The 19,468-nt window shown below is 71.2% G+C and carries 16 protein-coding genes; 4 read left to right on the top strand and 12 right to left on the bottom strand.

Features of this window, described 5'->3' with window-relative positions; genetic code table 11:
* Positions 1-34: 34 nt before the first annotated feature.
* From WME96_RS34745 to WME96_RS34730, 4 genes are all read right to left on the bottom strand, one after another.
* A complete protein-coding gene (locus tag WME96_RS34745) occupies positions 35-1,210 on the bottom strand; it encodes a hypothetical protein (protein ID WP_437285877.1) in 1,176 nt (391 codons plus the stop codon).
* Positions 1,207-1,437, bottom strand: a complete 231-nt coding sequence (locus tag WME96_RS34740) for an acyl carrier protein (RefSeq protein WP_437285876.1) — start codon at positions 1,435-1,437, stop codon at positions 1,207-1,209. Before WME96_RS34740 ends, WME96_RS34745 begins: the two co-directional genes overlap by 4 nt.
* A gap of 14 nt (positions 1,438-1,451) precedes the next feature.
* Positions 1,452-2,249 (bottom strand): acyltransferase, encoded by a 798-nt coding sequence (locus tag WME96_RS34735; RefSeq protein ID WP_437285875.1) that lies wholly within the window; start codon positions 2,247-2,249, stop codon positions 1,452-1,454.
* 296 nt (positions 2,250-2,545) lie between these two features.
* A complete protein-coding gene (locus WME96_RS34730) occupies positions 2,546-3,625 on the bottom strand; it encodes a lysylphosphatidylglycerol synthase domain-containing protein (RefSeq protein WP_437285874.1) in 1,080 nt (359 codons plus the stop codon).
* Positions 3,626-3,798: 173 nt separating this feature from the next.
* Between WME96_RS34730 and gor the strand changes: the two genes are divergently transcribed.
* Positions 3,799-5,223: a glutathione-disulfide reductase gene (gene gor, locus WME96_RS34725; RefSeq protein ID WP_437285873.1), complete on the top strand. Its 1,425-nt coding sequence runs from the start codon at positions 3,799-3,801 to the stop codon at positions 5,221-5,223.
* A 54-nt stretch (positions 5,224-5,277) separates the two neighbouring features.
* Positions 5,278-5,868, top strand: coding sequence for a DUF420 domain-containing protein (locus tag WME96_RS34720; RefSeq protein WP_437285872.1), 591 nt, complete (start codon positions 5,278-5,280; stop codon positions 5,866-5,868).
* A 51-nt stretch (positions 5,869-5,919) separates the two neighbouring features.
* Here WME96_RS34720 and WME96_RS34715 read toward each other — a convergent pair whose 3' ends face one another.
* The 8 genes from WME96_RS34715 to WME96_RS34680 form a co-directional block, all read right to left on the bottom strand.
* Entirely contained in the window at positions 5,920-7,425 is a 1,506-nt protein-coding gene (locus WME96_RS34715; protein WP_437285871.1) for a hypothetical protein, read from the bottom strand.
* 98 nt (positions 7,426-7,523) lie between these two features.
* Entirely contained in the window at positions 7,524-8,192 is a 669-nt protein-coding gene (locus WME96_RS34710) for a protein-methionine-sulfoxide reductase heme-binding subunit MsrQ (RefSeq protein ID WP_437292386.1), read from the bottom strand.
* A gap of 49 nt (positions 8,193-8,241) precedes the next feature.
* Complete coding sequence (gene msrP / locus WME96_RS34705) at positions 8,242-9,276, bottom strand: protein-methionine-sulfoxide reductase catalytic subunit MsrP (protein ID WP_437285870.1); 1,035 nt, start codon at positions 9,274-9,276, stop codon at positions 8,242-8,244.
* Between the two features lie 43 nt (positions 9,277-9,319).
* A complete protein-coding gene (locus WME96_RS34700) occupies positions 9,320-10,102 on the bottom strand; it encodes a DUF5995 family protein (protein ID WP_437285869.1) in 783 nt (260 codons plus the stop codon).
* 1,197 nt (positions 10,103-11,299) lie between these two features.
* Positions 11,300-12,073, bottom strand: coding sequence for a succinate dehydrogenase/fumarate reductase iron-sulfur subunit (locus WME96_RS34695; RefSeq protein WP_433928799.1), 774 nt, complete (start codon positions 12,071-12,073; stop codon positions 11,300-11,302).
* Complete coding sequence (locus WME96_RS34690) at positions 12,073-13,986, bottom strand: fumarate reductase/succinate dehydrogenase flavoprotein subunit (protein WP_437285868.1); 1,914 nt, start codon at positions 13,984-13,986, stop codon at positions 12,073-12,075. The genes WME96_RS34695 and WME96_RS34690 overlap by 1 nt, the downstream gene beginning before the upstream one ends.
* A 19-nt stretch (positions 13,987-14,005) precedes the next feature.
* Complete coding sequence (locus WME96_RS34685; protein WP_433928795.1) at positions 14,006-14,701, bottom strand: succinate dehydrogenase cytochrome b subunit; 696 nt, start codon at positions 14,699-14,701, stop codon at positions 14,006-14,008.
* A gap of 181 nt (positions 14,702-14,882) precedes the next feature.
* Positions 14,883-15,743, bottom strand: a complete 861-nt coding sequence (locus tag WME96_RS34680; protein ID WP_437285867.1) for a response regulator — start codon at positions 15,741-15,743, stop codon at positions 14,883-14,885.
* An 829-nt stretch (positions 15,744-16,572) separates the two neighbouring features.
* On the opposite strand from WME96_RS34680, the gene WME96_RS34675 reads away from it, so the two are divergent.
* Positions 16,573-17,958, top strand: coding sequence for a class I SAM-dependent methyltransferase (locus tag WME96_RS34675; protein ID WP_437285866.1), 1,386 nt, complete (start codon positions 16,573-16,575; stop codon positions 17,956-17,958).
* Positions 17,959-18,141: 183 nt separating this feature from the next.
* Complete coding sequence (locus tag WME96_RS34670) at positions 18,142-19,263, top strand: aminopeptidase (protein WP_437285865.1); 1,122 nt, start codon at positions 18,142-18,144, stop codon at positions 19,261-19,263.
* Positions 19,264-19,468: the final 205 nt, after the last annotated feature.

The raw sequence follows: 19,468 nt of genomic DNA, 5'->3' as shown, positions 1-19,468 counted from the left end.
GCAGAAACACCCGGGAGACGGAACCGCGGTCGGTCTACAGGCCCGCCATCTCGGGGGCGCGCCGCACGATCTCCGGCCACCGGGCCGGGTCGCTGCCGTGCTGAGCGAGGAACGCGTACACCCACCGCTCCAGGCCGAACGCGATGCACACGCTGTGCATCGGGCCCGCGCCCTCGATGTTGCAGCTGAACGCGCGGCCGAAGAAGTCGGTGTGGTAGTTCAGCGAGCCGGCGGCCACCCGCTCGTCGTCCGGGAGCATCAGCGAGATCTCGTACTTCGTCTCGCTGCTGATCTGGAAGTACGTCTTCGCGGCCGCGTCCGGCGCGATGAAGAACGGATCGCTCGCCGTCCGGATCTCGCCGGCCAGCCGGTGCTCGTCGAGGTAGCGCGCCACGAGCTCGTTCCCCTGCTCGCGCAGCCCGAGGACGTTCTCCCGCGAGCCGAGGAAGACGATCTCCCGCATCGTGAACTCCCAGAGCCGCCGCAGATCGACCATCTTGCTCGACTCGTAGCGGAAACAGCGGCCCGCGAGCGCGTAGCGCGCGCCGGCGGCCGGCAGCACGCGATCGCGGTTCGCGGCGTACACGTGGTAACAGACCGCCGGCGAGAGGCACACCTCGGGGTGCGCCATGTCGCCGAGCGCCCGCTCGTCGAGCGTCTCCCGGTCCTGATGCCGCGCGCGGAAGTCCTCGATGCGCGGCATGTCCTCCGGCAGGTGGCACGTGAACGTGACGATGTGGGGGAACGACCGGAAGTAGTCGCACTTCGCCAGCGTCGCCGCCGGGATCAAGGTCGGCACGAGGATCGGGCTCGGCGAGAACGGCGCGCCGAGCGCCTCCAGCGAGCGGTCGAAGTAGCGGTAGAGCCGCAGCGGAAGCCCCTCGAGCGCGACCTGGCCCTGGCCCATCTGCGTGATCCCGTCAGGGAGCGCGCCGCCGCGGAACTCCACGCGGTCGCACGCCGGGCTGCGGTACACGAGCTTCCGCGTGAGCTGCCGCAGGCTGCGCTGCATGTTGCGCGCGAGGGCCTCGGCCGCGCGCGCGAGGTCGACCGCGCGCTCCTCGGGGGCCTCGAACTCGAGCGCGGCGCCCTCGCGGACGAAGCGGATGCTCGAGATCTCCTTCGAGAGGAAGGCGATCTGCTTCGGGATCTCCTCCTGCGCCATTTCGGTCGCAGGCGTCGCGAGCTCGACGGTGACGGTCTTCCTCACGGGGTAAGCTCCTGGATGAGCTCGCTCAGCGCGCGCGGCGTGCGGGCGACGCTGAACCTGTCGTCGGGCAGGGTCACGTCGAACCTGTCCTCCAGCTCGGTGAGGAGCTGGAGCGCGCGAATCGAGGAGAACCCCGCGTCGTAGATGTCGTCATCGGGCTTGATCGCAGCGGGCAGGCTGCCGACCGCGACGATGACATCGATCACCTTCTCCACCTCAATCGCCATCAAGAGCTCCAGGGTTAAGATGCGCTGTCGGCCAGCGAGCGGCTCTCGCCCGCGTCGTTGCTCCTCGCGTCGGAGCGGCCCGCGGCCGCCTCGACGAACGGCGGCGGCGGCTCGGTCCGGAGTGATGCCACCCGGCGGGCCGGGTTGCCAGCGACGACCGTGTACGGCGGGACATCGGCCATGACGATCGAGCCCGCCGCGACCACGCTGCCCTCGCCGACCGTCACCCCCGGGAAGACCATGGATCGGGCGCCGAGCCAGACGTTGTCCTCGATGACGACGGGCCGCACCTCGCTGTCCGCGGGGGGCAGGCCCCGCTTCCGGTCCTCCGGATCGCTCGGGTGGCCGCTCGAGTCGAGGATGTAGACGCTGCCCGCGATCCGGCAGTGCTTGCCGATCGTGATCGACTTGCCGACGATGATCCGGCAGTCGTGCCCGATCCCGGTGTTGTCGCCGATCCGCAGGGTCGGGCGGTCCGAGAAGCGCCGGGCGAAGACGAAGTTGATCTTGCCGTCGAGCACCACGTTGTCGCCAAGGAGGATGTCGCCGCTACCCTGGATGTAGTGAATGAAGTTCCCCGTGCGTACGCCCTTGCCGTACTGCGTGCAGTGCGACTTGAAATGCGGCTCGCAGACGAACACACGAGCACCGAAGTAGTACGCCTCGCGCGCCGCCTCGAACGCCATGCGCATCGGGACCACGAGCGGCCGCGGCGCAGGGAGGGTGAAGGTGCGCACCTGATGTCGCACATGGCGCACAGCGCGCGCGACGGAGTGATCGGAAGAGGCGAGGAAACGATAAAGGTTGTTCATCGGATCGTCGTTCTGCGCGGGTCGCCCGGAGCGGCGACGCTCAGCGGGTGACGCCAGACCAGGAAGAGGAAAGGCGCAGCAAGAAACGAAAGACTATAGCTCGAAGGCGGTCGCGTCGACCCCTCTCGAGGTCGTTCTCTCGGCTTCTGTTGCCCAGTCTCAGGCTCCCTCTCTCGGCGTCCTCTCTTCCCCTCTCTGCTCCTGCGTTCTGGTCCCTGGCGCCTGGCTCCTGCTCCTAGCTCCCGATTTTAAGCAAATCCCGTGACAACGCCGCGACAGCGGCGCCTCCAATCGCGTCAACCCGGCTCGCTGCGAGGGGCGCCGGAGGGGGCGGCATCGGATGGGGCAGCGCCGGAGGGGTCCTTCGCCTCGAGGTGGGGCAAGGCGCCCCGGAGCAGGGCCAGACCGAGCGCGGCCTCGACGAGGGTGAGCGCCACCGCCCACGTCGTCGTCGCGGCCGCGATGGCGGCCAGGCGCTCCTCGCGCGTCACGCCGGCCGCGAAGCCCTCGAACAGCGCGGCGGCGAGCACGTCGCGCGTGCCGAAGCCCTGCGGGGTGAGGGGGAGCGTCACCGCCACCATGAGGATCGGGATGTAGGTCAGGGCAGCCCCGAGGGGGATGCGCACGCCAAAGAACCAGAAGGGCAGCCAGGTGCCGACGAACAGGACGACCACGTGCGGCACGCGCGCGGCGAGGGCGACGAGGTGGCCGCGCACCCCCGCCTGGAAGAGCGGGGCGAGGAGCCGCGTGCGGGCGAGGCGGGCAGGGCGCAGCGCGAGGAGCGCGAGGTAGAGGACGCCGGCGCCGAGGAGCAGGGCGGACACGGCGAGCGGCCCGCCGTTCGCCGGCACGGCGATCGCGCCCAGGAGGAGCAGGCAGCCGAGCCACGAGGCGTAGACGACGAGCGTCGCGCCGGCGACGCGCGCGAGCGGCACGCCGTGCGCGCGCGCGAGGAAGACGGTGATGAACGCCTGGCCGACGTGGTGGTTGAGCAGCGACGGGAGGTAGGAGGCGCCGCGGAGGACGAAGAAATCGCGGAAGGCGACGGGGGCGATCAGGCGGCGGTAGACGAGGACGGTCGCGAACGTGTCGGCGGCGAGGAGCGCGAGGATGAAGAGGGCGGCGGACGCGCCGAAGAGCGGGGCGTCGACGCGCGACAGGGCGGCGCCGAAGGCACCGAGGTCGAGGCGGCCGAGGACGAAAGCGACGAGCCCGATCGCCAGCGCGAACGGCAGGGCGCGGCGCGCGCGCGCCCGGAGGCGCGGCGCGCGGCGCTCGGGCAGGGCGCCGTCTCGCGGCGCGCGCCGCTCGGGCAGGGCGCCGTCGCCCGGCGGTGCGGTGGCCGCGAAGGTTCCGGTGTGGGTCGAGGAGCGCAACGGCGCGACCCTAGCAGAATCCCCGTCGTATGGCCGAGAGGAGCGGCGCCCCGGGCCGGCGCATCGGGCCGGCGCCTCGGGTCACCGCCCGCGCCTCGGGAACCGCCCGCCGCGACGTCGGTCCGGCGCACGCTGCGCGGCGACCGCGCCCCGCATGGGGCATAGTCGCGACCATGTCCAAGTACGATTACGATCTGTTCGTCATCGGCGCCGGCTCCGGCGGCGTGCGCGCAGCCCGCATGGCCGCTTCCTGCGGCGCCCGGGTCGCCGTCGCCGAGTCGCGCCACCTCGGCGGCACCTGCGTCAACCTGGGGTGCATCCCGAAGAAGCTCCTCGTCTACGCCTCGCACTACGCCGAGGACTTCGAGGACGCCGCCGGCTACGGCTGGACCGTGCCCGGCCACGGCGCCGGCGGGAACGGGCACGGCGGGCCGTCATTCGACTGGTCGACGTTCCTCCGCAACAAGAACAAGGAGATCGAGCGCCTCAACGGCGTCTACGAGCGGCTCCTGAAGAACTCGGGCGCCGACATCCGCTGGGGGCAGGCCAGGATCGTCGAGCCCCACACCGTCGAGATCGACGGCGCCACCGTCACCGCCGAGCGGATCCTCGTCGCGACCGGCAGCTATCCCTGGATCCCCGATGTGCCGGGGCGGGAGCTCGCCATCACCTCCGACGACGCATTCCACTTCCAGACCATGCCGCGGCGCGTGGTGATCGTCGGCGGCGGCTACATCGCGGTCGAGCTCGCCGGCATCTTCCACGGGCTCGGGGCCAAGGTGTCGCTGGTCCACCGCGGCGTGCACCTGCTGCGCGGCTTCGACGACGACATCCGCGCGTTCCTCGCCGCCGAGATCCAGAAGAAGGGCCTCGACCTCCGCCTCGGCGCGAGCGTCGAGAACATCGAGCGGCGCGGCGACGGGCTCTGCGCGACGCTCGCCGACGGCACCGACCTCGAGGCCGACGGCGTGCTGTACGCGACGGGGCGCCTGCCGAAGACCAGGGGGCTCGGCCTCGAGGAGGTCGGCGTGGTGCTCGACGAGGACGGCGCCGTCGTGGTGGACGACGCGTTCCAGACCTCGATCCCGTCGATCTACGCGCTCGGCGACGTGATCGCGCGCGTGCAGCTCACGCCCGTGGCCATCGCCGAGGCGATGGCGCTCGTGAAGAGCCTCTTCCGCGGCGAGCCCGGGCGCGTGGACTACGCCGGCATCCCGACCGCCGTCTTCAGCCAGCCGAACGTCGGCACCGTCGGCCTCTCGGAGTCGCAGGCGCGCGAGCACCACGACGTCGCCGTCTACCTCTCGATCTTCCGCCCGCTGAAGCACACCCTCTCCGGGCGCGAGGAGAAGACGATGATGAAGCTCGTCGTCGACCGGGCGACCGACCGGGTGCTCGGCGTCCACATGGTCGGGCCGGACGCGGGCGAGATCATCCAGGGCTTCGCCGTCGCGCTGAAGTGCGGCGCGACCAAGGCGCAGTTCGACGCCACGATCGGCATCCACCCGACCGCGGCCGAGGAGTTCGTGACCATGCGCGAGCCGCTCCGGAACGCGGACCGCAGCCCGCCCATGGGCATCGCGCCGAGCTCCGCGTAGCCCGCCGCCAGCGGCCGCGCCCGCCCGCGTTCGCGCCCAGCGCGCTCCTCTGGTATGGACCGCGCGATGTCGACACACGCGTCGAGCCCCTTGAAGCCCGTCGGCCTGCTCACCCGCACCAGCGACCGCTCGTTCTACATCTTCAACGCCGTGCTCTCCGCGGCGGCGCTGGCGTTCCTCGCCTACATCCTCATCATCCGGCGAGGCGCGGGCGGCGCCGATCTCCGCTTCATGCCGCCGCTGAACGCCGCCCTGAACGCGACGGCGGCCACGCTGCTCGTCGCGGGCTGGATCGCGATCAAGCGCCGCGCGATCGTCGTGCACAAGTACCTGATGGTCTCGGCGTTCGTCGCCTCGTCGCTGTTCCTCGTCGGCTACCTCGCCTACCACTTCGTGCACGGCGACACGAAGTACCAGGGCACCGGGCCGCTCCGCGCCGTCTACTTCGCCGTCCTCATCTCGCACATCGTGCTCTCGGCGGGGATCGTGCCGCTCGCGCTGACGTCGTTCTACTTCGCCTACAAGGCGAACTTCGCGAAGCACGCGCGGGTCGCCCGGGTGACGCTGCCCCTCTGGCTCTACGTGTCCGTCACCGGGGTGCTCATCTATTTCATGCTGCGCGGGAGCCCGCCGGCGGTGCCGTGAGCGCGCCGCCACCGTGGCCGCCGCCGCTGCCGGCCGTCGTCGTCGCGTCCCTCAGAAGTCCTTGATGCTCCCGCGCCGCCCCTGGAACCCGCCGAAGATGTGCCGGTGGGCGGCCAGCGCCGCGGCCGCGAGCTCCTCGTGCTCGTAGACCTCCTCCATCAGCGGGATCGGGTCCTGGTAGAGCGTGTCGCTCGCCACGATCCTGGGCCACGGCAGGCGATCCGGGTCGGCGCCCTCCACGCCGGCCGCCTTCATGACCTTGAGGAACTCGTGGGCGAGGAGCCCCTGGCCGATGACGCTCGGGTGCACGCCGTCGAGGCTCACGATGCCGCCCGCCTTGCGGCGCCCGGCGCGGTCGACGTGGTAGTAGCGGGTGTCCATCGGCGCCGCGACGCGGTCCTTGAAGTACGCGGGGAACTCGTACGTGGGCTCGCCGCCGCTGCGCCGGTACGCGAGCCTGTCCAGGTGGCCCGAGATGTCGACGAGGTGATACCGCCGGGCCCGGTGGCGGGCGTTCCTCTCCTCGATCAGCGCGGCGATCTGCGCGTTGCAGGCGTCGACCGTCGCGTCGATGAACCGCGCGTCCATCTCGGTGAGGTGCGGCGCGCCGGCCTTGACCAGGCGGGGGCCCTGCGCGAGCGGGGGGTACGTGTAGTAGGGGAAGTAGCGCGGAGAGCCCGGGACCGGGTCGCCGACGCCGGCGGCGATGGGCGCGATCGTCACGTGGGGCACGTTGGCCACGAACACGCGCCAGCCCGGGTGCTCGTTGCGCCGCATGATCGTGTCGATGCGGTCGAGCAGCTCGCCGTACTCGGCGACGAAGTCGTCGGGCATCCAGAGGTTCCACTGCGCGCGGGTGCGCTCGTCGAAGCTGAGCGACACGGGCCGCCGGTCCGGCCTGTCCTCGGTCGCCGCGATGCTGAGGAGGATCGCCGAGCCGACCGCGTTGTTCGGGCCGAGCCAGAGGAGGAGGCTCTCGACGCCCTCGCCGCGCGCGTGGTGCGCGAGCCAGTCGAGCTGGCTGAACCCGTCGAGGCGCGGGTCCCGTGAGGGGTTGAGGACGCGGAGCGCCGTCCGGTAGAACGACGCGCTCGGGACATGGAGGAAGCCGTCGCCGGCGCCGGGCGCGGCCGCGATCCGCTTCTCGCAGAGCGCCGGCGTCACGAGCCAGGCGTCGGCCACGTCGAAGCCGTACACCGAGACGTTGTGGAACCAGGGGACGCTCCCCCCGCGGTACGGGCCGGCCCCCTCGCCGCGCTCGTAGTGGTCCTCGGCCACGTCGAGCACCCGGTTGATCTCGGTGACGAACGAGGCCCACTCGAGCCCCTCGATCCTCGATCCGAAGGCGAGGTAGAGGCGGCGGAGCACCACCTCGAGATCGAGGAGGAGCCCGTGGGCCGGGTAGTCGGGGACGCGGTACGCCGGGCTCGAGAACCCGTCGCCGACGTCGACGCCGAGCGCGCGCGCGATCCACGTCGAGTAGGCGAGGTGGGTGCGCGCCACGCCGAGCGACATGAGGCCTTGAGAGATGCTGTCCCCGAGGGTGAAGAGCTTCATGCGGCGGTCCTCACGCGTTCGTGGTCAAGGAGCGATGCTATCCGAACTCGCCGCGCTGCGCGGCAGCTTCGTCGCCCGGCGACGACGTGGCGCAGGGCTCAGCGCGACGCCGCGCGTCTGTGCAGGACGGCGCCGACGATGCGCGCGGCGAAGAGCAGCGCGAGCAGCGCCGCGTAGATCAGCGGCTCCGTCGCGTCCTTCTTCACGCGGAGGAAGAAGTGCACGACCCCGAGGACGGCGGCGACATACGCGAGGCGGTGCAGGCGCTTCCAGCGCGCGGCGCCGAGGCGCTTCAGCATGCGCGCGGTCGACGTCGCCGCGAGCGGGATCAGCAGGAGGAGCGCGACGAAGCCGGCGAGGATGAACGGCCGCTCCGTGACGTCCTCGACGATCGTGCGGACGTCGAGCCCTTGATCGACGATCGCATACGTCAGGAAGTGGGCGCACGCGTAGAAGAAGGCGAGCAGCCCGAGCGCCTTGCGGATCCGGATCGGGAACGTCCAGCCCGAGGCGAGCCTGAGCGGCGTCGCCGCCAGCGAGGCGACGAGCAGCACGAGCGCGAGGAGGCCGAGCTGGTTCAGCGCCTCGGCGACGGCGTTCGGCCCGAGCGCGCCGGTAGCGGCGCGCAGGCCGAGCACGACCAGCGGGATCAGGCCGCCCGTGACGATCGCGGGCGGGAGCCAGGCGAGCTTCCGGCCCGCCGGCGCGCCGGCGCGCGGCGGCGTCCTCGTCGTCCCCGCGGGGGTCGCCGGGCTCGCCGCCTTCATCGGGCTCACCGGGCTCACGGGTCCACCGGTCTCGCTGGCGAGCTCATCTTCAGAAGTTCTCCCGCAGGTCCATGCCGCTGTAAAGGCCGGCGACCTCCTCCGCATAGCCGTTGAACGGCAGCGTGGGACGGCGCCTCAGCTCACCGATCCTCCGCTCGCTCGCCTGACTCCACCGCGGGTGAGCCACCGCGGGGTTCACGTTCGCATAGAACCCGTACTCGTCCGGCGCGGCATGGCTCCAGGTCGTCTTCGGCTGACGCTCGGTGAGCTTGATGCTCACGATCGATTTGCACCCCTTGAAGCCGTATTTCCATGGAACGACAAGGCGAAGGGGCGCACCGTTCTGTCCGAGCAGCGACTTGCCATAGAGCCCCACGGCCAGCAGCGTGAGCGGGTGCATCGCCTCGTCGAGCCGCAGCCCCTCGACGTAAGGCCAGTCGAGGACATCGCTCCGCTGGCCGGGGAGCTGCGCTGGATCGAGCAGGGTGGTGAACTGGACGTAGCGGGCGCGGGAGGTCGGCTCGAGGCGCCTGAGCAGCGCGGCGAGTGGGAACCCGAGCCAGGGGATCACCATCGACCACGCCTCGACGCAGCGCATGCGATAGACGCGCTCCTCCAGGGGAAACCACCTGAGGAGGGTGTCGAGATCGATGACCTCGGGCTTCTTGATCTCCCCCTCGCACGCGACGGTCCACGGGCGGAGCCGGAGCCGGCCCGCGTTCGCGGCCGGCTCGGATTTGCTCAGGCCGAGCTCGTAGTAGTTGTTGTAGGACACGATGTCCTCGTAGGCGGTGCGCGCTTCGTCGGTGACGAACGGGTCTCTCCCGCTGGTCACCGGGGGCGGCGCCGCCTCCGGGAGCGGGGGCGCGTCGGCGAGCGGCACGGCGGACCCGCCGGGGGCGCCGCGGCCGGCCGTGTCCGCCACGCCGGCCTGGCCGCCCGTGAGCCAGACGAGGCCGCCGCCCACGGCCGACGCGGTGCCGGCGAAGAGCGCCGCGTTCTTCAGGAGCTCGCGCCGGCGCAGGGTGTAGAGCGCTGGAGGGGTGATCTCGTGGGAGGGCGGCTCCTTCGGCAGCTTGCTCATGCCCCCATTCTACGATCGGGGCGGGCTCCGGCCGCCCCCGGCGTCACGCCGCCGTCGACAGGAGGCGGAGCGCCGCGCCGGGCGCTTGGTAGATCGCGGGCAGCGCGAGCACCTGCGCGATCCGCGACGAGCGCTGCTCCACGCCGCGGGCGAGCGCCGCCCGCTCGCCCGCGCCGCGCGCGCCGAGGAGCGCGAGGACGTCGACCCAGACGCGCTCGCGCCAGCGCGACAGCATCTCCATGGCCACCCAGGTCGCGAGGTCCGGGGCGTTGTCGCGGAAGAACGCGCTCAGGGGGCAGCCGTGCCGGGCGGCGAGGCGCGCCAGCGCCTCGGCGACCGAGCGGCGGAGTATCGTATTCACCTCGTCGTGATCGTGCTTGAGCCTCGCGAGCATCCTCGGATCGTGCGCGTGCCCGAACTCGACGACCGTGGCGTGGATCCCGAAGACCAGGTCGTAGTTGATGTGGGCGCTGAACCCGAGCAGCGCGTTCTGCACGGGCGGTGTGAACCGGGATGACGTGCTCGCGTACGCGATGTGCCACGCGCCGCAGTCCTGCGCCGCGCCCCGCTCGAACCAGCGGAGCGTCTCGAGGTACCGCTCGCAGAAGCGGCCCGCGAGGCGCGAGATCCACGCCGGTTCGAGGAACACGCCGTCGCGCCGCTCGACCTGCGCCGCGACAGCGCGCGTGACGATCCCGTAAACGTCCGTGAACGCGGCGCGCCGGTCGCCCGCGGCGATGAGCCGCTCCGTCACGGTGTCGAGCACAACGGCGGCATCGTGGACGCTCTTCGGAGACAGGTTAAGGCCGTCGATGCTGCTGCTCATGAAGTCCCCTCCTACTTCTTCGCTCGTCAAACAGACCTGATCTGATGTTCGAACTCCCGCATCCGACCGCCTCGTCGCGCCGTCGCGGCGCTGATCTCCGCGAGCAGGGCCGCCGCGCGCGCAGCGCGAGCTGCGCAGCAGAGGCGCCGTGCTGCGGTTCGCCCGGCCCGGTCTGCGGTCCCGGTGTGCGTCGTCGCCATGTCGAAGCGGATCTACCGACCCGCCGAGTGAGAGATCGCCGCGTGCAGTACCCGTGCTTCTCCTGCTGCCGGCCCCCTCTTGACCCGGCTCTGCGCAGAAGAGCGATGATTCGACGCGATCCTGGCGCACTCGCAGCGGGAGCCCCCCCCTCGCCGCGGCGCTCTAAGTTCAACTTACTCTACGACATGCTGTGGGGTGACCACAATTGTCTTATGACGCATGATCCCGTTCGGGACAGCTTCCGAGGCTATTCGAACTAGCGAGCTCGAACAAGCTGCTGTTGACCCTGACACGTTTCTTTGTCACGCGGGAGAGCCCCACGTCATCTTCCCGGTTGCGCTGCTACTGGAGCGTCGAAGGTCTGTCGTATTCAGAGAGAGGCGACTCCGTGAGCGCAAGTCGCGGCGAGGTGTTCTTGAAACAAGCCGAGTGGTTATCCCACGTTGGCTGTACGGTCCGGTCGCGGTGAGCGACGATCATTTGGGAAGCGCCTGAGTCGACGATCGGGAAGTTCCCGATGGGTTTTCCACAGGGCCGAGCTGATCTCTCGTGCTGGTGGAAAATTCGCGCGGAGGCGGTAGGTGGGATCAGGGCCGCCATGAACGTCCTGGTCGGCCGCGCGGGCCGCTGGCGCGGCGGCGGCTCCGGGATTCGCCTGTCATCGCGCGGCGCGCCCCCGGGGGATCCCGGCGCCTAGGCGACGCAGCCTGCCCCTTGCGGCAGGGAGGGCCGTCCTGACGCGGAAAGCAGCGCAGACGGGCTCGCCCGGGTCGGGGCGAGCAAGGGCTCGTCCATGGCGCGCGGCTCGGTGGCGCGCGGCAGCGGTGCGGGCGCTCGGCCGGACGGGCGCGGCGGGCCGGCCGCGACGGTGCGCTGCCGTCCGCCCTGTGCGCGGACCGGGGCGACAGGGTGGGGGAGGACTTCGTGAGGAAGGAGGAGACAGCGGGGCGGCCGCCTCCGGGCGAGGGCCGGCGAGCGCGGCGCTGCCGGGCGGCGTCAGCCGGTGCCGCCCTTGGACTGCACGTCGCGGTGGCGCAGCGTGGCGCGCAGGTAATCGCGGTTCATCTGCGCGATCACGTCGAGCGGGATCTCCTTCGGGCAGACCGCCTCGCACTCGCCGATGTTCGTGCAGTGGCCGAAGTTCTCGACGCGCATCTGCCCCACCATGTTGAGGCTCCGCTGATCGCGCTCGGGCTCCCCCTGCGGCAGGATGTTGAGGTGCGTGAGCTTCGCCGCGGTGAACAGCGACGCCGACGCGTTCGGACAGGAGGCGACGCAGGCGCCGCAGCCGATGCACGCCGCCGCGTCCATGGAGCGCTCGGCGATCGGCTTCGGCACCGGGATCGCGTTGGCGTCCGGCGCGCTGCCCGTCGGCACCGAGATGTAGCCGCCCGCGGCCACGATCCGATCGAACGCGCTGCGGTCGACGGCGAGGTCGCTCACGATGGGGAACGCCTGGGCCCGCCACGGCTCGAGCCACAGCACATCGCCGTCCTTGTAGTGACGCATGTGCAGCTGACACACGGTCGTACCACGGAGAGGGCCGTGTGCCTGGCCGTTGATCATGAAGCCGCACATGCCGCAGATGCCCTCGCGGCAGTCGTGATCGAACGCGATCGGCTCCTCGCCCTTGAGGATGAGCCGTTGATTGAGCACATCGAGCATCTCGAGGAAGGACATGTGCTCGCTGACGTCGGGCACCTCGTACGTGACGAACCGGCCCGCTTCGTACTTGCCCTTCTGCCGCCAGACATGGAGGGTGAGGCGCATTATTTGTAACTCCGCTGCGTGGGGTGAACCTCGTTGAACTGGAGCGGCTCCTTGAAGAGCTCCTGGGCCTGTCCTTCGCCTCGCCACCCCCAGGCGGAGACATAGGTGAAGTTCTCGTCGTCGCGCTTCGCCTCGCCCTCGGGCGTCTGGTGCTCCTCGCGGAAGTGACCGCCGCACGACTCCTCCCGGAAGAGCGCGTCGCGACACATGAGCTCCGCCAGCTCGAAGAAGTCGGCGACGCGCGCCGCCTTCTCGAGCTCCTGGTTCAGGCCGGTGCCCGTCCCCGAGACGCGCACGTCGCGGTGGAACTGCTCCCGGAGCTCCGGGATCCGCGTGAGCGCGCCCTTCAGCCCGGCCGCGTTGCGCGCCATCCCGCAGTGCTCCCACATGATCTTGCCGAGCTCGCGGTGGAACGAGTCGACCGTGCGCGAGCCGGTCGCCGCGAGCAGCTTGTTCAGCCGCGCGCTCGCGTCGCGCTCGGCGTCGCGCACCGCCGGGTGGAGGTCGTCGACCCGCTCGAGCTTCGTCGACGCGAGGTAATCGCCGATCGTGTAGGGGATGATGAAGTAACCGTCGGCCAGGCCCTGCATCAGCGCGCTCGCCCCGAGGCGGTTCGCGCCGTGATCGGAGAAGTTCGCCTCGCCGAGCACGAACATGCCGGGGATCGTGCTCATCAGGTTGTAGTCGACCCAGAGCCCGCCCATCGTGTAGTGGATGGCCGGGTAGATGCGCATCGGGACGCTGTACGGGTCGTCGCCGGTGATGCGCTCGTACATGTCGAAGAGGTTGCCGTAGCGCTCGGCGATCGCCGGCTTGCCGAGGCGCCGGATCGCGTCCGAGAAGTCGAGGTACACGCCGAGCTTCGTCGGCCCGACGCCGCGGCCCTCGTCGCACACCGCCTTCGCGGCGCGCGACGCGACGTCGCGCGGCACGAGGTTGCCGAAGCTCGGGTAGCGGCGCTCGAGGTAATAGTCCCGCTCGCCCTCGGGGATGAGCTCCGGCGCGCGGGTGTCCCCCGGGTTGACGGGCACCCAGATGCGGCCGTCGTTCCGGAGCGACTCGCTCATGAGCGTCAGCTTCGACTGGTAGTCGCCCGAGACCGGGATGCACGTCGGGTGGATCTGCGTGAAGCAGGGGTTGCCGAAGAGCGCGCCGCGCTTGTGCGCCCGCCAGATGGCGGTGGCGTTCGACCCCTTCGCGTTCGTCGAGAGGAAGAAGACGTTGCCGTAGCCGCCCGAGGCGAGGACGACCGCGTCGCCGAGGTGCGTCTCGAGCGCCCCCGTGATCAGGTTGCGGGTGATGAGGCCGCGCGCCTTGCCGTCGACCACGATGAGGTCGAGCATCTCGGTGCGCGGGTACATCTTCACCTTGCCGAGGCCGATCTGCCGCTCGAGCGCCTGGTAGGCGCCGAGCAGGAGCTGCTGCCCCGTCTGGCCGCGCGCGTAGAAGGTCCGCGACACCTGCGCTCCGCCGAAGGAGCGGTTCGCGAGCACGCCGCCGTACTCGCGCGCGAACGGCACGCCCTGCGCGGCGCACTGATCGATGATGTTCACGCTGATCTGCGCGAGCCGGTAGACGTTGGCCTCGCGCGCGCGGTAGTCGCCGCCCTTCACGGTGTCGTAGAAGAGGCGGTAGATGCTGTCGCCGTCGTTCTGGTAGTTCTTCGCGGCGTTGATGCCGCCCTGCGCGGCGATGCTGTGGGCGCGGCGCGGAGAGTCCTGGAAGCAGAAGCTCTTCACGTTGTAGCCGAGCTCGGCCAGCGTGGCGCTCGCCGCGCCCCCGGCGAGGCCGGTGCCGACGACGAGGACGGTGTACTTCCGCTTGTTCGCCGGGTTGACGAGCTTCAGGTTGAAGCGGTGCTGGTCCCACTTCTTCTCGATGGGACCTTCGGGGATCTTCGCGTTGAGCTGCATGGTGGGGGACGCTCCGGGCTCAGCCGACCAGGCCGAACAGGACGGCCAGCGGGATGGACGAGAAGCCGACGACGAGCAGGATCGACGACGCGGCCGCGAACTTCCTGAGCGCCGGCGTGTAGCGCGGGTGGGTGAGGCCCATCGACTGGAACATGCTCCACGCGCCGTGGTAGAGGTGCAGCCCGAGCAGGCCCATCGCCACGACGTAGGCAATCGCCACGGGCGCCGAGCTGAAGCCCTTCACGACGTTGTCGTAGGCGTCGAGCGGCACGAAGTCCGGGTGCACGGTGCCCGTCGTCAGGTGGAGCAGGTGATAGAGGATGAAGGCGGCGAGGACGCCGCCGCTCAGCAGCATCGTGCGCGCGGCGAGGTTCGGGTGCCGCTGCCCCTTCACCTGGTAGCGCACCGGCCTGGCGGCGCGGCTGTGCAGCGCGAGCGTGATGCCGGTGTAGAGGTGGACGACGAGAGAGGCGAGGAGGAGCAGCCGCGTCCCCCACAGCAGCGAGGGGGTCCCGTGGAGGAATGCGGCATAGTCGTTGAACTTCTGACGGCCGAGGAAGACCTGCAGGTTGCCGGCCATGTGGCCGATCACGAAGCCGAAGAAGACGACGCCGCTCAGCGCCATCGCGAACTTCTTGCCGACGAGATCCCGGTAGAAGAGCGCGACGCGCTGGGCCCTGGAGGGGAGAGTCGATGGGGCAGCAGTGGGGCTCATCGCTCCCCTCCTTTAGTGGGGCGTGAACGCGTTCGCCAGAGGGAATCTCGCGCTCGATCGCCGAAGATTTTGCGGGCGGCGGCCGCTGATCTCGGGCCGCGCGCCGCCCGGGGGAGCGCGCCGCCCGAGCCGCTGCGGACGGGGGCGCGCGCGCGTCAGGCGGCGCGCGGCGGCGCGCGCGTCAGGCGGCGCGCGGGCCGCGCGCGCGCCGTACCTTGTGACCGTAAAAAGCGAGCGCGAGCTCGATCGCGAAGATGCCGATGGCCTGCTCTTCCTGGCTTGTGAACGCCGGCAGGCGCTCGTCGCGGAGCACCACCAGGCCGCCAAACGAGCTCTCGCCCAGCCGGAGCGGCGCCACGATGGCGGCGCCGAACCGATCGCCCTCCGCGGTGCAGAGCAGATCGGGGGTGTCGTCCGCGCAGAGGCGGACGGGGGCGAGCGCGCCCTCGACCTGGCCGGCGAGCCGCGCGATGAACGCCGCCGGCACCTCGGCGCCGCAGGCCGCCTGGTAGAGCGCGGCCCCCTGGTCGAGCGCGAGGGAGAGCGCGGCGCCAGTCGTGTAGACCACCTTCGCCGCGAGGTCCACAGCGCGCTCCGGGAAATCGTCGCGCGCGAGGGACGCGGCGAGGGCGGCGCTCGCCTGGTGGACGGCGGCCACCGCGTCGAGGTGGGTGCGCAGCATCGCCGCCCCGAGCAGCCTCTTCATGTCCGCGATGTCGTACGGCTTCTCGAGGATGTCGTACGCGCCGCTCTTGATGCACTCGACGGCGGCCTGCGCGCTGGAGTACGGGGCGCCGACGATGATCTCGAGGTCCGGGCTGATCGCCTTGAGCGCGGCGATGGTCTCGGCGCCCTCCATGCCGGGCGCCCTCACGTCGGCGACCGCGAGGTCGAACCGACGCGCCTTGACGAGCTCGATCGCGGCGAGGCCGCTCTCCGCGCAGGTGACGTCGAAGCCGCCCTCGCGGAGCTCGACCGCGAGCCGGTCGAGGACCCACTCCTCGGCGTCTACCACGAGCACATGGGGTCGGGCCTGGCTCACTGATGCCTCCTCCTCTGGTGTCCACAAGGGGTGGCCGCGCCGCCTCGCCGTCCGGCGCCGCCGTGATCGCTCGATGACCACGTCTCGGTCGTGGCCGATGTCGCTCTCCGTCCGGCGGGGCTCTCTTCGCTCTCTCCCGGCCGTCGAGAGTCCGCCTACGGTCCAATAGAGCCGGTATTCCAGCGAAACGGAAGCCGAAGTGGCGTGCGTCCCCTTTCTCCTTGACAGGGCGTGGCGTCGCGCGTCCGGCGCGAATGTGCTCCGGTGTGCCGACGCCGGCGGGCCGTGAGCGCACCGTGAGCGCGCCTCACCGGCGAGGCGCGCGGCGGAGGTGCGCGCGTGAGGGCCGATCTCGTCGATCTCGTCGAGCGCGCCGCGCCGCCCGGCCAGGCGAAGCGCCGGGCGTGGTCGCGGGCCGGCGCGCATCGCAGGGGCCCGCGACCAGGCCGCGCGCGGGCGGATCGACGATGGAGACGTGACGCAGACAGGAAGATGGAAACAAACGCCAATCATCTTCCTGGCTTCCTTCCTCGGACTCACCACGTCGTCCGAAACATGAAACCTCCCCGACACAAGAGCGTTATCGGGACACTCCCGAAGGTGGCTTGAAATCTCAGGATCTTCCCGAAGGCACCTCGGATGCGGGCCCCCAGTCGTCGATTACGTTCATCCTGATCGAGGACGACATCGCCTGCTCTGGTTGTCCGCCGGCCGTTGTGGGCGTTCCGAGGCTGGTTGTCGTGATGTTGAATAGACGACATGTGGCTTGACGGGAAAGCGCAGGTCGGTTCAGCTCGTCGGGCGGCCGGGGGGTCGCGGAGGGGGTCTGATGTTCATCGTCAGGAAGGGCGACATTCCGCTGTTGTCCCGTCGTTTCAAGGAAGCGGCTTCGCGCCTGCTCGAGCGCCATGAAGGGACTCCGTTCGAGGTTCGCTTCTGGGGCGGCGAGCGCCTGCGCTTCGGCGCGGGCGCGCCCGCGCTCTCCATGACGTTCAGGACGCGGCGGGCGCTCTGCGACACGCTGCTGCGGGGCACGCTGGGCCTCGGCGAGGCGTACATCCGTCGCGAGGTGACGTTCGAGGGAGATCTCGAGGACGCGCTCGCCGGCGTGTTCGAGCTCGCGCGGTCGGCGGGGCCCGTGCGTTCGGCGCAAGCGGTTGGCTCACGCCTGTCGCGCCTGTCGCGCCTGTCGCACGTCCCGCCGCCGCCGCTCGAGCGCGGCGCGGCGGGCTTGCTCGACGCGCTCGGGATCGGGCGGCGCTCCGGCGCGGCGCGGCGCGAGCAGCGCGCGGTCGAGCGCCATTACGGGCTCGGCAACGACTTCTACGCTCTGTACCTCGACAGGCGGCTCCAGACCTCGTGCGGTTACTTCAGGGTTCCAGGCGAGGCGCTCGACGACGCCCAGGCGCACAAGATCGCCCTCGTGGCGCGGAAGCTCGCGCTCCGGCGCGGGCAGCGGCTGCTCGATGTCGGGTGCGGGTGGGGGCACTTCATGTTCCACGCCGCCGAGGCGTACGGCGTGCAGTGCCTCGGGATCACCCTCTGCGAGAACCAGGCGAGGTACATCCGCGAGCAGGCGGCGGCGCGCCGGCTCCCGGTCGAGGTCCGCGTGATGAGCCACGAGGAGCTCGAGGCCGAGCCGCGGTGGGATCGGCTCGTCTCCCTCGGCTCGATGTGCCACGCCGGCGAGCGCCGGATCGACGTGTTCTACGACCGGGTGAAGGCGCTGCTCGCCGAGGGCGGCGTCTGCCTGCTCGAGAGCGTCACCCGGGCGCAGGAGTCGCCGTGGGCCGACCCGTTCCTGCAAGCGCACATCTTCCCCGGCTACTGGCCTCCGTCGCTCCGGGGGATGGCGTCGCGCGCCGCGACGCGGGGCCTCGACGTGCTCGACGCGGAGAACCTGCGGCGCCACTCCGCCCTGACGGCGCGCTGCTGGCGCAAGAACTTCCTGGAGAACCGCGACAAGATCGCGCGGGTCACCGGGTTCGACCCGGCGTTCATGAGGAAGTGGGAGTTCTACCTCGCCTGCGCCGCCGCGGCGTTCCGCACCGGGCACCTCAGCTTCATCCAGATGGTGCTGTCGAACGGGGCGCCGCGCGATTACCCGCTCGCGCGCGAGGCCCCGAACGCCGTGGACGAGGCCTCTCCGCGGGAGCGCGCGCCGATCGTCCCGGCCGCGCAGTTCAGCCTGTGGGGGGCGTCCGCGCCCTCCTGAGCCGCCGGGCGCGACGTCCGGCCTGCCGCGCGCTTCGCGCGCGGCGGATCGTGCCTGCCGCGCGCTTCGCGCGCGGCGGATCGTGCCTGCCGCGCGCTTCGCGCGCGGCGGATCGTGGGAGACGCGCGGCGCTCGCGCGCGGAAGATCTTGTGAAGCCCGCGCCGCCAGCTATCAGCTAGATCATGAGCGAAAGGCTACCGGCCGTCGCGCGCCGCGGCGCGGCGCGCTCGTGGTCCGCGCCGCGCGGCCGCCTTTGGGGGCGCGGGGGCGAGGCCGCCTCCGTCCTCCTCGCGCTCGCGCTGTGCGCCCTGCTCTCCGGGTGCACCGAGGTGCGCTACGTCGCGCAGGCGAGCCTCGGGCAGCTCTCGATGGCGTGGCGGACCGAGTCGCTGAAGGACGCCTCCCTCGACGCCCGGAGGTCGTGGCGGACGCGCGCGCTGCTGCGCGAGGTGCCGCACATCAAGCGCTTCGGGGAGCGCCACGGCCTCACCCCGACCGGCAATTACCGGACGTACGTCGAGCTCGATCGCCCGGCGGCCGTCTGGGTGGTGAGCGCGTGCGAGCCGCTCCGGTTCCGCTCGAAGACCTGGAGCTTTCCCATCGTCGGCACGGTCCCGTACCTGGGGTGGTTCGAGCTCGAGGACGCCAGGGAGTTCGCCGCGCCGCTCAAGGCGGCCGGCTGGGACGTGGACGTGCGCCCGGCGGGCGCCTACTCGACGCTCGGCTGGCTGGAGGATCCGGTCCTGTCCACGATGATCTCGAGCGGTGACGAGGCGCTCGGCGAGCTCGCCAACGTGGTGCTGCACGAGTCGCTGCACGCGACGCTCTACATCAAGGGTCAGACGCGGCTGAACGAGAGCCTCGCGAGCTTCGTCGGGGACGAGCTCGCCAAGCGCTACCTGGACGAGCGGGTGGGCCCCTTCTCCGCGGAGAAGACGTCCTACATGCGGGAGCAAGAGCGGGGCGAGGCGCGGGCGCGCGCGCTGCACGACGCCTACATCCACCTGAACCGGCTGTACGAGTCGCCGGCCCCCGACGCCGAGAAGCGGGCGGAGAAGGAGGCGGTGCTCGCCCGGCTCAGGGCCGACATCGGGGCGCGCCGCCCGCTGAACAACGCCTCGCTCGTGCAGTTCCGCGTCTACAACTCGGGCACCCCGGAGCTCGGGGCGCTGCTCGCGACCTGCGGCGGGAGCTGGCCGCGGTTCCTGGGCGCGCTGAGGAAGCTCGAGGGCCAGCGCTTCTCCGCGCCCCAGGAGAACGTCGGCCGGGTGGTCGAGCCGCTGATCCAGGCCGGCTGCCGGTAGCGCGGCGCGCAGCGCGCACACGGTGCGCTGCGCCTGCGCCGCGCGGCACGTCGGGCGCCGCGCGCGACCCTGCGGCGCGTCGCGCTGCGTTCCGCGCTGCGCGCCGCGTGCCGTGCTGCGCGCCCCGCTGCGTGACGCGCTGCGCGCCGGTCTGCCGCGTGCCGCGGTGCGCCGCGCAGCGCCGTCCCGCCATTGCGCAATTCTT

Origin of the sequence: Sorangium sp. So ce406, assembly GCF_051474675.1 — a bacterium.
Taxonomy (GTDB): domain Bacteria; phylum Myxococcota_A; class Polyangia; order Polyangiales; family Polyangiaceae; genus Sorangium; species Sorangium cellulosum_G.
This window is presented reverse-complemented; position numbering and strand designations above follow the sequence as displayed.